The 11995-nt window shown below is 66.8% G+C and carries 13 protein-coding genes and 1 pseudogene; 9 read left to right on the top strand and 5 right to left on the bottom strand.

Annotated elements, in window-relative coordinates; all coding sequences use genetic code 11:
• Positions 1 to 762, bottom strand: a complete 762-nt coding sequence (locus JZ792_RS29595; protein ID WP_216915613.1) for an IclR family transcriptional regulator — start codon at positions 760 to 762, stop codon at positions 1 to 3.
• Positions 763 to 831: 69 nt separating this feature from the next.
• Here JZ792_RS29595 and pcaH point away from each other — a divergent pair, with 69 nt between their 5' ends.
• From pcaH to JZ792_RS29550, 9 genes are all read left to right on the top strand, one after another.
• The gene (gene pcaH, locus JZ792_RS29590) at positions 832 to 1626 is read left to right on the top strand and encodes a protocatechuate 3,4-dioxygenase subunit beta (protein WP_308165504.1); all 795 of its coding nucleotides are present in this window, start codon (positions 832 to 834) and stop codon (positions 1624 to 1626) included.
• Positions 1623 to 2180, top strand: coding sequence for a protocatechuate 3,4-dioxygenase subunit alpha (pcaG, locus tag JZ792_RS29585; RefSeq protein ID WP_216915611.1), 558 nt, complete (start codon positions 1623 to 1625; stop codon positions 2178 to 2180). Before pcaH ends, pcaG begins: the two co-directional genes overlap by 4 nt.
• Entirely contained in the window at positions 2180 to 3439 is a 1260-nt protein-coding gene (locus JZ792_RS29580) for a lyase family protein (RefSeq protein WP_216915609.1), read from the top strand. Before pcaG ends, JZ792_RS29580 begins: the two co-directional genes overlap by 1 nt.
• Complete coding sequence (pcaDC, locus tag JZ792_RS29575) at positions 3439 to 4728, top strand: bifunctional 3-oxoadipate enol-lactonase/4-carboxymuconolactone decarboxylase PcaDC (protein WP_216915607.1); 1290 nt, start codon at positions 3439 to 3441, stop codon at positions 4726 to 4728. Before JZ792_RS29580 ends, pcaDC begins: the two co-directional genes overlap by 1 nt.
• A complete protein-coding gene (locus tag JZ792_RS29570) occupies positions 4728 to 5921 on the top strand; it encodes a thiolase family protein (RefSeq protein WP_216915605.1) in 1194 nt (397 codons plus the stop codon). The genes pcaDC and JZ792_RS29570 overlap by 1 nt, the downstream gene beginning before the upstream one ends.
• Positions 5918 to 6607: a 3-oxoacid CoA-transferase subunit A gene (locus JZ792_RS29565; protein ID WP_216915603.1), complete on the top strand. Its 690-nt coding sequence runs from the start codon at positions 5918 to 5920 to the stop codon at positions 6605 to 6607. Before JZ792_RS29570 ends, JZ792_RS29565 begins: the two co-directional genes overlap by 4 nt.
• Positions 6604 to 7269, top strand: coding sequence for a 3-oxoacid CoA-transferase subunit B (locus JZ792_RS29560; RefSeq protein ID WP_216915601.1), 666 nt, complete (start codon positions 6604 to 6606; stop codon positions 7267 to 7269). Before JZ792_RS29565 ends, JZ792_RS29560 begins: the two co-directional genes overlap by 4 nt.
• Positions 7266 to 7466: a hypothetical protein gene (locus JZ792_RS29555; RefSeq protein ID WP_216915599.1), complete on the top strand. Its 201-nt coding sequence runs from the start codon at positions 7266 to 7268 to the stop codon at positions 7464 to 7466. The genes JZ792_RS29560 and JZ792_RS29555 overlap by 4 nt, the downstream gene beginning before the upstream one ends.
• Before the next feature lie 240 nt (positions 7467 to 7706).
• Complete coding sequence (locus tag JZ792_RS29550) at positions 7707 to 7847, top strand: hypothetical protein (RefSeq protein ID WP_216915597.1); 141 nt, start codon at positions 7707 to 7709, stop codon at positions 7845 to 7847.
• Positions 7848 to 8541: 694 nt separating this feature from the next.
• On the opposite strand, the gene JZ792_RS29545 is transcribed toward JZ792_RS29550, so the two are convergent.
• The 4 genes and pseudogenes from JZ792_RS29545 to JZ792_RS29530 all read right to left on the bottom strand — a co-directional run.
• On the bottom strand, positions 8542 to 8922 hold the full coding sequence (locus JZ792_RS29545; protein ID WP_216915595.1) for a nuclear transport factor 2 family protein: 381 nt from the start codon (positions 8920 to 8922) through the stop codon (positions 8542 to 8544).
• A gap of 4 nt (positions 8923 to 8926) precedes the next feature.
• Positions 8927 to 9694, bottom strand: a pseudogene (locus JZ792_RS29540) (dioxygenase family protein).
• A 154-nt stretch (positions 9695 to 9848) separates the two neighbouring features.
• Entirely contained in the window at positions 9849 to 11555 is a 1707-nt protein-coding gene (locus JZ792_RS29535) for an IS1634 family transposase (protein WP_308165503.1), read from the bottom strand.
• A 187-nt stretch (positions 11556 to 11742) separates the two neighbouring features.
• The coding region (locus tag JZ792_RS29530) for a hypothetical protein (protein WP_216915593.1) at positions 11743 to 11995 on the bottom strand (253 nt) is incomplete at its 5' end.

Genomic DNA, 11995 nt, shown 5'->3' with positions numbered 1-11995 from the left:
TCAATCGGTGAGTGGCCCCGGGACGCTGCGCCCTATACCTCGCGCGGCCACCTGCAACGCGCTGACCAGCCGCGCCTGGTCCCGCTCGAGGCTTGACACGACAACACCCAGGGCGGCTACCACCTCGCCGCCCGCACGAATCGGCACCGCGACCGAGCAGGCGCCGAGGCTCATTTCCTCGACCGTGGTCGCGTAGTCCTCCTCGCGGACCCGTTCGAGCTGGCGGCTCAGCGCGCCGGGCTGAGTGATCGTGTACCGGGTGATCCTGGACAGATCACCGGACACCGCCGACTGGATTTCCGCGGGGGCGTGCGTCAACAGCACCTTGCCGACCGCCGTGGCGTGCAGGGGTAGCCGTGAGCCGATGGTGCTGACCACCGGCACCGAGGCATGGCCGGACAGCCGATCGATGTAGAGCACCCGCACACCGTCACGCACCGCCAGGTGCACCGTCGCCAGCGTCGCACCGTAGAGATCGTGCAGGTACGGCGAGGCGATCTGACGCAGTCCTGATTGCACCGGGGCAAGCAACCCGACATCCCACAACCTGCGCCCGATCACGTAGTTCCCGGACTCGGTCCGGCTCAACGCACCCCACGCGATCAGCTCCCCGACCAACCGGTGTGCGGTCGGCAACGGCATCGCGGCGCGCGCAGCGAGCTCGGTGAGTGTGAGACGCCGATGGCGCTGGTCGAAGGCGGCCAGCAGCGCCAGCGCGCGGCTCGTCACCGAGAGACCCTGCCCGGTGGAGTTGCCTGCCATGGGAACAGCCTTCCGCCCAGCGGAACCAGACGCAAGTCAAGAGCCGCGGTCCGGACATATGGTTCGGCCGTGACCCAGACCAAGCAGCCGCCCTCCGCGCCGCTGACCGGCCCGGATTCGGCGTCGGCGAGCCAAGCCGAGATCAGCGCCGAGATGGCCGCGATCAGCGCGAACTACACCGGGGCCATCGAAACCCAGCCGCGACTGGACTACTCGCCTTACCGCAGCAGCCTGCTGCGGCACCCGACGAAGGATCCGCACCACGCCGATCCGGAAACCGTCGAGCTGTTCGCGCCGGTGTTCGGTCACCGCGATGTCGCACGACTGGAGTCGGATCTGACCATCCAGGACGGCGGTGAGCCGCTCGGTGAGCGGATCGTGGTGACCGGGCGGGTGCTCGACGGTGACGGTCGTCCGGTGCGCAATCAGCTAGTGGAGATCTGGCAGGCCAACGCCACCGGGCGCTACATCCACAAACGCGATCAGCATCCGGCACCGCTGGACCCGAATTTCACCGGCGTCGGCCGCACCCTCACCGACGACCACGGCAACTACACCTTCACCACCATAAAGCCCGGCCCCTACCCGTGGAAGAACCATCACAACGCCTGGCGGCCCGCGCACATCCACTTCTCGCTGTTCGGCACCGATTTCACCCAGCGCCTGATCACACAGATGTATTTTCCCGGCGACCCGCTGTTCGCCCTCGACCCGATCTTCCAATCGATCATGGATCCGGCTGCTCGCGCCCGGCTCGTCGCGACCTATGACCACGACGTGACCCGCCACGAATGGGCCACCGGGTACCGCTGGGACATCGTGCTCACCGGCAGCCACCGCACCCCGACCGAGGACGCCGTATGAGCACCCTTGCACCCACGCCGGGCCAGACCGTCGGCCCGTTCTTCGGTTACGCGCTGCCCTTCGACGGCGGACCCGAACTGGTCCCGGTCGGCCATCCGGATGCGATCCGGTTGCACGGCACCGTGTTCGACGGCGCCGGGCAGGTGGTCCCCGATGCGCTCATCGAACTGTGGCAGGCCGACGAGACCGGCGCGGTTGCCCAGGTCGAGGGGTCGCGGGCCCGAGACGGCTGGACCTTCACCGGTTTCGGTCGAGCACCGGTCGATGACACCGGGCACTACAGTTTCACGACGCTTCGTCCCGGTCCGACCGAGTCAGGTCGCGCGGCGTTCTTCGCGATCACGGTGTTCGCGCGTGGACTGCTGCATCGCCTGTTCACCCGGGCCTACCTGCCACTCGCAAAGGACGCGGCCGCCGCCGACCCCCTCCTGTCCACCGTGGCCGAAGACCGGCGAGCCACGCTGATCGCCCGGCCCGACGATCACGGCTTCGTTTTCGACATCAGGCTGCAGGGCCCCGGCGAGACGGTCTTCATCGAATACGGAGCACGCTGATGCCCGCGCTGCTGTGGCCGGGCGACGATCGAGCGGGAGACCATCTCTCCGACATAGCCGTGGTCCGAGCAATGATCGAGGTCGAAACGGCTTGGCTGGCAGCTCTCGCGGAGGCGGGAATCGTCCCGACGGAGGCGGCGATCGACCTGGCAGGGCTGGTCGGTGCCATCGACCCCGACGCGCTGGCCGCGGCGGCTGAGGCGGGCGGCAATCCGGTGATCCCGCTGGTGAATCTGCTACGGGAGCGGCTCTCCGACACCAACCCCGACGCCGCACGTTGGCTTCACCGCGGCCTGACCAGTCAGGACGTGCTCGACACCGCGCTCGTGCTCGGCCTTCGTGGGAGCGCCGACGCTGTGCTCGCGCGAATCGACAGACAGGTCGACGCGTTGGCCGGCCTCGCCGACCGGCACCGCGCCGACCCGATGGCCGGCCGTACACTCACCCAGCACGCCGTCCCGGTCACCTTCGGGCTCATGGCGGCCCAGTGGCTGTACGGGGTGCTTGAGGCCCGCGACGATCTGCGCGATGCGCGCGACCGGCTGCCGGTCCAGATCGGCGGCGCGGCGGGAACTCTCGCCGCGCCGACCGAACTTGTGCGGCTCGCCGAGGGCCGGGGTGACGCGATCGCACTGGCGCGCGCCACGGCCGCCCGGCTCGACCTACCCTGGGCGCCGCCGTGGCACACCGTCCGCGCGCCGCTCACCCGCTTTGCTGATGCCCTGACCCGAGCGCTCGATGCCTGGGGTCACGTCGCGGCCGACGTGCTGGTGCGCGCACGCCCCGAGATCGCCGAACTCGCCGAACCACCAGGGAACGGGCGCGGTGGATCTTCGACGATGCCACAGAAGGCCAACCCGATCCTGTCCGTGCTGATCCGCCGTGCCGCCCTGACCGCACCCGGCCTCGCCGCCCAGCTGCACCTCGCCGCCGGATCGGCCGTCGATGAGCGCCCCGACGGTGCGTGGCACACCGAGTGGATGCCGCTGGTGCAGCTCGCCCGTAACGCGCTCACCGCCGCCGACCAAACGGCAGAACTGCTGGAAGGGCTGCATGTCGACACCGGCCGCATGGTCCGGCTCGTGCTGTCCGCCGCCTCCGGCCTGCTCGCCGAACAGCGCAGTCTCGCCGGTCTGGTCGACAGTTCCTCCGAACCGGACTTCGACCCGAGCAACTACCTCGGCAGTACTGACGCGCTGATCGACGAGATTCTCGGCCGTGCCCGAGATGGCGCCCGCACCCGTTCCGAAGGAGCATGATGACGATCCCGACCGTCACCGGCGTACAGCTGAGTGGTTCCGCCGCCCTGCCGCTGCTGGTCTGCGGCCCGTCACTGGGTACCTCGGCCGTCGCCCTCTGGTCGGCCACGGCTGAACTGCTGGGCGACCACTTCCATGTCGTGGGGTGGGACCTACCCGGTCACGGGAGCAACCACGCCGAGGTGACCGGCGGATTCACCATGGCCGAACTCGCCGACGGCGTGCAGGCGTTCGTCGATAGAGTGCTCGCCGAGCGAGGCGAACCCAGCGGCGGCTTCCACTACGCGGGCGACTCGGTCGGTGGTGCGGTGGGCCTGCAGCTGCTCCTCGATCACCCAGGCCGGATCGTCACCGCCATCCTTGCCTGCACCGCGGCCCGCATCGGCGACGAGGCGATGTGGCGGGACCGGGCCACGCTGGTCCGCTCCGCAGGAACCTCGGTGATGGCCGACGACTCGGCCCAACGCTGGTTCGCCCCCGGTTTCGTCGACGAGCACCCCGCCGTCGCTGCTGCGTTGCTGCATTCGCTCGCCGATGCCGACGCGGCCGGATACGCCGCGGTCTGCGATGCGCTGGCGATCTTCGACGTGCGTGCCGACCTCGCCCGGATCGACACTCCGATCCTCGCGCTCGCCGGTGCTTACGATCTCGCCACCACGGTCGCCGCTATGGCTGAGATGGCGCACGGCGTAAGCGACGGTCGCCTGGTGGTCCTCGAGCGGGTCGGGCATCTTGCACCCGCAGAAGCCCCCGTCGACACCGCCCGCGCCATTCGCCAGGCGGTCGGTTTTGCTTCCGATCCGGAGGCTGACTTCATTGCCGAACCCCGTCACGTGACGGCGCGAGCACGCCCGGCCAACGGGCCAGGTACTGCGAAAGACGCCGAGCCGCAGAGGTTCACGGTGGCCGAGCGGCGAGCGGCGGGCATGGCCGTGCGCCGCGCCGTCCTCGGTTACGCACACGTCGACCGTGCTACCGCTGCCACGACCGACCTGACCCGTGAATTCCAGGAATTCATCACCGACTACGCGTGGGGCGGCATCTGGACCAGGCCAGGTCTGGACCGTCGGAGCCGGTCGATGATCGTACTCACTGCGCTCATCGCTCGCGGCCACCATGAGGAACTGGAGATGCACCTGCGTGCGGCCCGCACCAACGGCCTCACCGACGACGAGATCAAAGAAGTTCTCCTGCAGTGCGCGATCTACTGCGGCGTGCCGGATGCGAACACTGCCTTCCGCATCGCGCAGCAGACGCTGACCGGTGAACCCGATGGAAGGAATGCTTGATGACCGGTACTCCGCAGTCCTATGTGTACGACGCGGTGCGCACACCGTTCGCGCGGTTCGGCGGCGCGTTCGCCGAGACCCGTCCCGATGACCTCGCCGCCGCGACGTTGCGCGCGATCGTCGACCGTACCGGCCTCGACCCGGAGACGATCGATGAGGTCGTTCTCGGCAACGCGAACGGCGCGGGCGAGGAGAACCGCAACGTCGCCCGCATGGCCGCCCTGCTGGCAGGCCTGCCTGTCTCGGTGCCCGGCACCACGGTCAACCGGCTGTGCGGTTCGTCCCTGGACGCTGCAATGATCGGCTCGCGCATCATCGAGACCGGTGATGCCGACATCGTCCTCACCGGCGGTGTCGAGTCGATGACCCGCGCCCCGTGGGTACTGCCCAAGCCCTCGCGCGCCTACCCGGCAGCCAACGCTGAGCTGGTCTCCACCACCTTGGGTTGGCGGCTGGTCAATCCAGCGATGCCCACGGAGTGGACAGCCTCGCTCGGTGAGTGCAACGAAGAGCTGCGGGATATCCACGGTGTCTCCCGCGAGCGCCAGGACGAGTTCGCTGCCCGCTCCCACCAGCTCGCCCACGCAGCGTGGGAAGCCGGCTTCTACGACGATCTCGTCGTCGCCGTCCCGAGTACCGACTTGACCAGGGACGAGAGCATCCGACCCGATTCGACCGCGCACACCCTAGCCCAGCTGAAGCCTTCGTTCCGCAAGGACGGCACCATCACTGCGGGCAACGCCTCGCCACTGAGCGACGGCGCCTCAGCGGTACTACTCGGGTCAGCGGCCGCAGCCGACCGGATCGGCCGGAACCCACTGGCTCGCGTTGCCGGACGCGGCACCCACGCCGTCGAACCGCACCGATTCGGGTATGCGCCGGTCGAAGCCGCCGAGATGGCTCTCGCGCGGGTTGGCATCAGCTGGTCCGATGTCGGCGCGGTCGAGCTCAACGAGGCATTCTCAGTGCAGTCGCTGATCTGCGTCGACGCCTGGAAGATCGACCCGGAGATCGTCAACACCAAGGGCGGCGCTATCGCCCTCGGCCACCCGCTCGGCGCATCCGGCGGCCGCGTCCTTGGCACCCTCGCCGCCGCGATGCGCGCCGAGGGCCACCGCTGGGGTGTGGCCGCCATCTGTATCGGCGTCGGCCAAGGCCTAGCCGTCGTACTGGAGAACGAGGAGACCGCGTGACCATCACCCACTTGACCGACGCGGACGCCGCCGTCGCCGACATCCCTGACGGCGCGACGGTGCTGATCGGCGGGTTCGGCACCGCCGGGCAGCCGATGGAGCTCATCGACGCCCTGCGCCGACACGGCGCGAAAGACCTCACCGTGGTCAATAACAACGCGGGCAACGGCGACCACGGGCTGGCGGCATTGCTGGCCACCGGCAATGTGCGCAAGATCGTCTGTTCGTTTCCGCGCCAGCGCGATTCATGGGTCTTCGACGAGCTTTACCACTCCGGCCGGATCGAGCTCGAGGTGGTGCCCCAGGGCAATCTCGCCGAGCGGCTCCGCGCCGCGGGAGCGGGCATCGGCGCGTTCTTCACACCCACCGGTGTCGGCACCACCTTGGCCGAGGGTAAGGAGCACCGCACCATCGACGGCCGCGACTATGTGCTCGAGTACCCCATCTGCGGTGACTTCGCGTTGATCAAGGCACACCGCGCCGACCGCATGGGAAATCTCGTGTACCGCAAGACCGCTCGCAACTTCGGCCCGGTAATGGCTACCGCCTCGAGTACCACCATCGTCCAGGTCGTCGAGGTCGTCGAAACCAGCGCACTCGACCCGGAAAACATCGTCACCCCTGCCATCTTCGTGGACCGGGTCGTGCGCCTGGCCGCGCTGGCCGAGGAAGGAGCTGCAGGATGAGCCTCACAACGAGCATCGAACACGCCGACCGCGGACCGCTCGACAAGCACGAGCTCGCCGCGCTGATCGCCGCCGACATCCCGCACGGAGCGTTCGTCAATCTCGGCATCGGCCAACCCACAATGGTGGCCGACCATCTCACGCCCGAGCAGGGTGTCATCCTGCACACCGAAAACGGCATGCTCGGCATGGGCCGCGCCGCCGTCGGCGACGAGATCGACCCCGACCTGATCAACGCTGGCAAGGTCCCCGTCATCGAGACACCGGGCGCTTCCTACTTCCACCACGCCGACTCCTTCGCAATGATGCGCGGTGGCCACCTGGACGTGTGTGTGCTCGGCGCATTCCAGGTCTCGCGTACCGGCGACCTCGCCAACTGGCATACCGGTGCCCCAGACTCCATCCCGGCTGTCGGCGGCGCGATGGATCTGGCAATCGGAGCCAAGCAAGTCTTCGTCATGATGTCTCTGTTCAGCCCCGACGGCGGATCAAAGCTGGTGAACGAGTGCACCTACCCATTGACCGGGCGTCGCTGCGTCGGCCGAATCTACAGCGACTACGGGGTTTTCGAGGTGGGGCCCGATGGGGTGCGGGTGCGGTCGACCTACGGCATCTCGCTCGACGAGCTACGCGGCCGGACAGATTTCCCGCTAACGGCATGAGCCGCTGGCACCGGCCCGGACAGGACGGCGCGACGCCGGGCCTCCTTTATCGCAAGTCCATCGACAGCTTTGCGGCGCGGCATCGCCATTCCTGCCCGAGGCCTGTTTGGCGGCACTTCAGCACTCGCGACGATCTGCGCCGCGCGTCCACGAAGCTGGTCAATGCCACCTTCGCCGCGCGGGATCCGAACCGGTGAGGTCCCGGGACCGCCTACGCCTCGATTCGAGGAAATTCGGCGTTCGCGAACCTATGACCCAGTACCACCAGCGCCACGGAGAGTATGTGGTGATCGACCCCGATGCACTTCTTCATGGCTGCGAACTGTTCGGGGGGCAGGCCCGGTCCTCGGAATCTCTCTACCGGCGCATGGACGGCCCGGCGCAGTCCGCCCACACGGCGGCACTCGCATCGAGCAGGTCGACAGAAGGAGAACGCAATGAGCACCGAGCCGCGATTGCAGGATCTGTACGAGCAGAAGGCGGCGGACTGGTCGTGTCGAGAATCGGCGACGCCACGCGGCCATTCGCTCTTCGCGGCCGAACATGCTCATCACCACTCCTACAAGGGCGACGCATGACGACAGAAGCAGCGCGCAGATCACTCACACCGAGAATCGGACAGAAGTCGCTGCCAACAGCGGTGGATGGCGGCGGTCCGGATCTGGCGGATGCCACCTCCTCGCAGTATTCGTCCCGGTCTCCGGCCAGATCGTTGTCATCTCCGTCCACTGGGCGTGGCCGCCGTATCGACATCATCGCTGGCGACCTGCTCTCGTTGCGCAACGTCGTTGTTCTTACCCCCGAAGGCCGGGGAAGGTTCTGATGTCACTGGCTCGATCTCCCCGCCCCGCCGAACCCGATGCTCACCTACGCGTGATCACGGATAACCTGGTCGTCGAACTCCGCGGCTGTCGCAGTGCGGTGCGGAACTTTCTGCACAACTGGCTTTCCCATCCTCACCCCTCTATCACCGCCAGCGAGATCAGCGATGAGGTCCTCCCCCACCGACGAATGCCCTGCGAAACGCTGTGGCTGGACCCGTAGTCGAGCCACAGCCGACAGGTGTCAGAGCATCGACGGCATTTCTTCCCGTAACTCCGGCAGGCTGCAAGATCGGTGACATCGACAACCTGCACTCGGTATCAACTGGCGAGCCGTTGCTCGCCCATGCCGGATGTCCCGCCACCAACGCGCCGACAGTCCGCGGGTCGATAGAAGTGCAACTTGACCGGGGGGCGATCAACCTCCAAATGCCCGACGATCCCTGAGAGGTCAGAACATGGTGTTGGAGTTGTTGGAGGTGGGAGGAATGACCTGGAGGACGTCCCAATGCTCGACGATCCTGCCATTGCTATCGAAGCGGAAGATGTCGATGCCGGCGTATTCCTCGTCGGGCCAGGTTTGGTGGCAGTGCAGAATGACGTGGTCGCCGTCGGCGAAGGCGCGTTTGAACTCGACGTGCTTGCCGGGGTATTCGGCTGCCATCCGTTCGAAGTAGTCGATGAACGCCTGTTTGCCGTCAGCAACGTGGGGGTTGTGCTGAATGTAGGTGTCGCCGACGTAGCGGTCGATGGCCTCTGCTGGCCGACACTGATTGAACATCAGGTCGTAGAACGCCTCGGCGGTGGCTTTGTTGTTTCCCGGATCGCTCATGGTGTCAACCTACCTGGATGGAACGCTTGGCCAGGCCGGACCAGAACCCGTCGATCACGGTGCGTTGCGTACCCAGGTCGGCCTCGCTCGCGCCCAGGGTGACGAACAGTGGTGCGAAATGCTCGCTGCGGGGGTGGGCTCGACGGGCGGCGGGGGCGGTGTGCTGAAAGTCCAAGAGCGCGTCGACGTTTCCCGCGGCGAGGGTTTCGCGACCTCACGCGTCGAACTCTTTCGACCACCCCGGCGCCTGGTCGACGCCCGCGCCGGGGTCGAGCTCGCGCAGATTGTGGGTGAAGAATCCGCTGCCGATGATCAGCACCCCCTGCTCGCGCAGCGGTGCCAGTTTGCGGCCCAGTTCGTAGAGGCGGGCCGGATCGAGGGTGGGCATCGAGACCTGCAGGACCGGGATGTCTGCATCGGGATACATCTCGACCAGCGGAACGTAAGCTCCGTGATCCAGGCCGCGGTCGGGCGCGTCATGGACAGCGCTTCCGGGACCGGCCAGCAAGCCTCGCACGGAAGCGGCCACCTCCGGCGCACCGGGCGCGGGATATCTGACCTGGTAGTAGCGCTGCGGAAATCCGTAGAAGTCGTAGATCAGCGGCACGGTGACGGTCGCGCCGAGGGTGACCGGGGCGTCTTCCCAATGAGCGGAGACGATGACAATCGCTGTGGGCCTGGGCAGTTCTGCAGACCATACGGCGAGCTGACCGGGCCAGATCGGGTCATCGGCCAGCGGCGGGGCGCCGTGGCTGACGTACAGAACCGGCATTCGGGTCGCGGGATCGCGAACAATCGGGGCGCTCATTGTTCCGGGGTTCCGCAGAATTCGGGGCGTCTGGGGCAACGGTTTATGGCCTGAGCTGCGGTGACATGGAGATGCGCGCCTGAAGAGCGTTTCTCTAGGCGCGGGGTATTCGTGCTGGTCAGGGTGTTGGGGTGAGTTCGACGATCTGCTTGGGTGCGGGGGCGCCGAGGCGGGTGAGCAGGTCGCGTTGCGACTTGGTCGAGTCGGTGAGGCGGCGGAAGGTGCCAGCAGGGCCGGTGAAGGTGCCGATGTGGAGGCGGTCCAGGTCGCGGCGGATGACCGGCCAGGTGGTGCCGGTGCGGGTTTCGGCGATGCGGACCAGCAGCAACGCCAGCCAGCACAAGATGACATGGGCACGGATGCGTTCTTCGAGCCGGTGGTAGACCGGTCGCAGGTCGAGGACGGATTTCATGTCCCGCCAGCCTCGTTCCACTTCGAGAAGCTGCTTGTAGCCGACGGCGATCTCCTCGCTGGACAGGTCCGGATCACTGGAGCGCAGCAGGTACTTGCCGTCGAAATTGGCTTCGGCCTTGATCTTCGCCGCATCGACGCGCAGTTTCCCACCGGCGGTGACGCGCAGGAACCGGTTCAAACCCGGCTTGCCGGCGATCTTGCCACGCAACTCCCCGCGCTTGAACTCGCTGAGCGCATCCGACCCGTCGATCATCTCCTGCAACGCGGTGACCAGGTGTTCGCGGGTCGCGGCGTCGCGATCGGCGGCTTCGGGGTTGAAACAGATCACGAACCGTTCCGTCTCGCTGACCCGCACCTCCTTGACCCGCATGTTCTCGGCGATGTCGAGGTAGCGGCCCTGCCGCGACATCGCGGCCTTGACTTGAGCCGACCCGGAGCGCAGTTTCTCCCCGATGATGTAGTGGTGGTCACCTCGACGCAGGTAACGGCGGTTCTCGGCGGAGGAAAAGCCGCGGTCGGTGACCCAGATGATCTTCGATAGGGTCCAGTCCCGCATATCGTCTTTCACCTGCCGGATCAACGTCTGATCGCTGGCGTTGCCCGGCCAGCACCAGCAGCGCACCGGGATCCCGTCACGGGTCACGGCCATCCCGATCACGATCTGGGGCAGGTCGTCTCGTGAATCCTTCGACTTGCCCCAAGTCCGGAACCCCACCGTGTTCTCCGGCGCGGCGGCACCGGGATCCGGGCAGCCCTTCTCGTCGCGGGCGATCGGCTCGTCAGCGTCTTCGACCTCGAAATATGTTGAGGTGGTGTCGAAGAACAACAGATCCACCTCCAGGTTGAGCAGGGTCGCAACCCGATCGAACACCTGACGTTCGAGTTCGTCTTTCACCTGGTGCAGCCAGTCCATCGCCCGGTAACAGGCGTCGTCGCTGGTCTCGGGCAGCCGATCGATATGCACGTCGTGACAGATCCATTCCGCGGCAGCCAGTTTCGACGACGGAGCCAGAGCCCGGTTGGCGACCAGGCCGAACAACACCCGCTCGATGCCCGGTACATCGCGGTGCCGCCCGCGTTTCGGCTGCCCCAGCCCAGCGACGATGGCATCTATGCCCAGCCACCGCCATAGATGATCGAGGGCATACGCGCCACCGAACGGCCTGGAGGAGCAGAACGCCAGCCCCTGACCAGCCGCGCTCGCCGCCAGCGCGTCGGCAGGATCCAACAGCCGTGACAACGACGCCACCAGGCGTTTCACCGCGTCCCGATCGAGATCGTCTTCCCGGCCGAAAGTGAACAGCACCTTCGGCACCGCCCTGCCCTTCACCGGATCCCACTCGTTGTGCGCCAGATGCAGATACCTGACCACGCCGGACTTGTTGTCCCGCTTGGTCGTCTTCACGTACACGACTCCAGACGATACGACAAACCAGCAGACCAGAACAATGAAATCAGAAAATCGCGTCTCTAGGCGGATTCTGCCCGCAGCTCCCGCACCAGACCCCGCGACCTGCGGATTCATACCCACGCTTCCCTCCAGAACCCCCTAATTCTGCGGAACGCGGGTTGTTGCCTACCTTTCTTTGGATCAGGTGCTATCTCGGCGCCGTGGCGGTGGATAGTGGCGTGAGCGCTTCGAGCAGGTCTTCGGCGCCGACAGGGATCGACAGGGCACGCTCGGCAAGGTCGGATGGAGTTGCGGGATGGGTGGGGTTGATGCGCACCAGCCGTGAGTGAGGCAAGCGGCGGGTGAGGTGTTCGCCGGGCCGTCGAATGACTCCTGGGGTGTTGAATCCGGCACCGAATTCCAGGATCAGCATGCGGGTATCGGTGGGGGCGGTGGTGAGC

This window comes from Nocardia noduli (genome assembly GCF_019038455.1).
Classification (GTDB): domain Bacteria; phylum Actinomycetota; class Actinomycetes; order Mycobacteriales; family Mycobacteriaceae; genus Nocardia; species Nocardia noduli.
Note: the sequence above shows the minus strand (reverse complement) of the source record. Positions and strands in the feature narration are given on the sequence as shown.

Excerpts from the sequence above, each read along its gene's own strand:
- JZ792_RS29595 (WP_216915613.1), bottom strand. The coding sequence starts at position 762 with ATGGCAGGCAACTCCACCGGGCAGGGTCTCTCGGTGACGAGCCGCGCG.
- pcaG (WP_216915611.1), top strand. The coding sequence starts at position 1,623 with ATGAGCACCCTTGCACCCACGCCGGGCCAGACCGTCGGCCCGTTCTTC.
- JZ792_RS29580 (WP_216915609.1), top strand. The coding sequence starts at position 2,180 with ATGCCCGCGCTGCTGTGGCCGGGCGACGATCGAGCGGGAGACCATCTC.
- pcaDC (WP_216915607.1), top strand. The coding sequence starts at position 3,439 with ATGACGATCCCGACCGTCACCGGCGTACAGCTGAGTGGTTCCGCCGCC.
- JZ792_RS29570 (WP_216915605.1), top strand. The coding sequence starts at position 4,728 with ATGACCGGTACTCCGCAGTCCTATGTGTACGACGCGGTGCGCACACCG.
- JZ792_RS29560 (WP_216915601.1), top strand. The coding sequence starts at position 6,604 with ATGAGCCTCACAACGAGCATCGAACACGCCGACCGCGGACCGCTCGAC.
- JZ792_RS29555 (WP_216915599.1), top strand. The coding sequence starts at position 7,266 with ATGAGCCGCTGGCACCGGCCCGGACAGGACGGCGCGACGCCGGGCCTC.
- JZ792_RS29550 (WP_216915597.1), top strand. The coding sequence starts at position 7,707 with ATGAGCACCGAGCCGCGATTGCAGGATCTGTACGAGCAGAAGGCGGCG.
- JZ792_RS29545 (WP_216915595.1), bottom strand. The coding sequence starts at position 8,922 with ATGAGCGATCCGGGAAACAACAAAGCCACCGCCGAGGCGTTCTACGAC.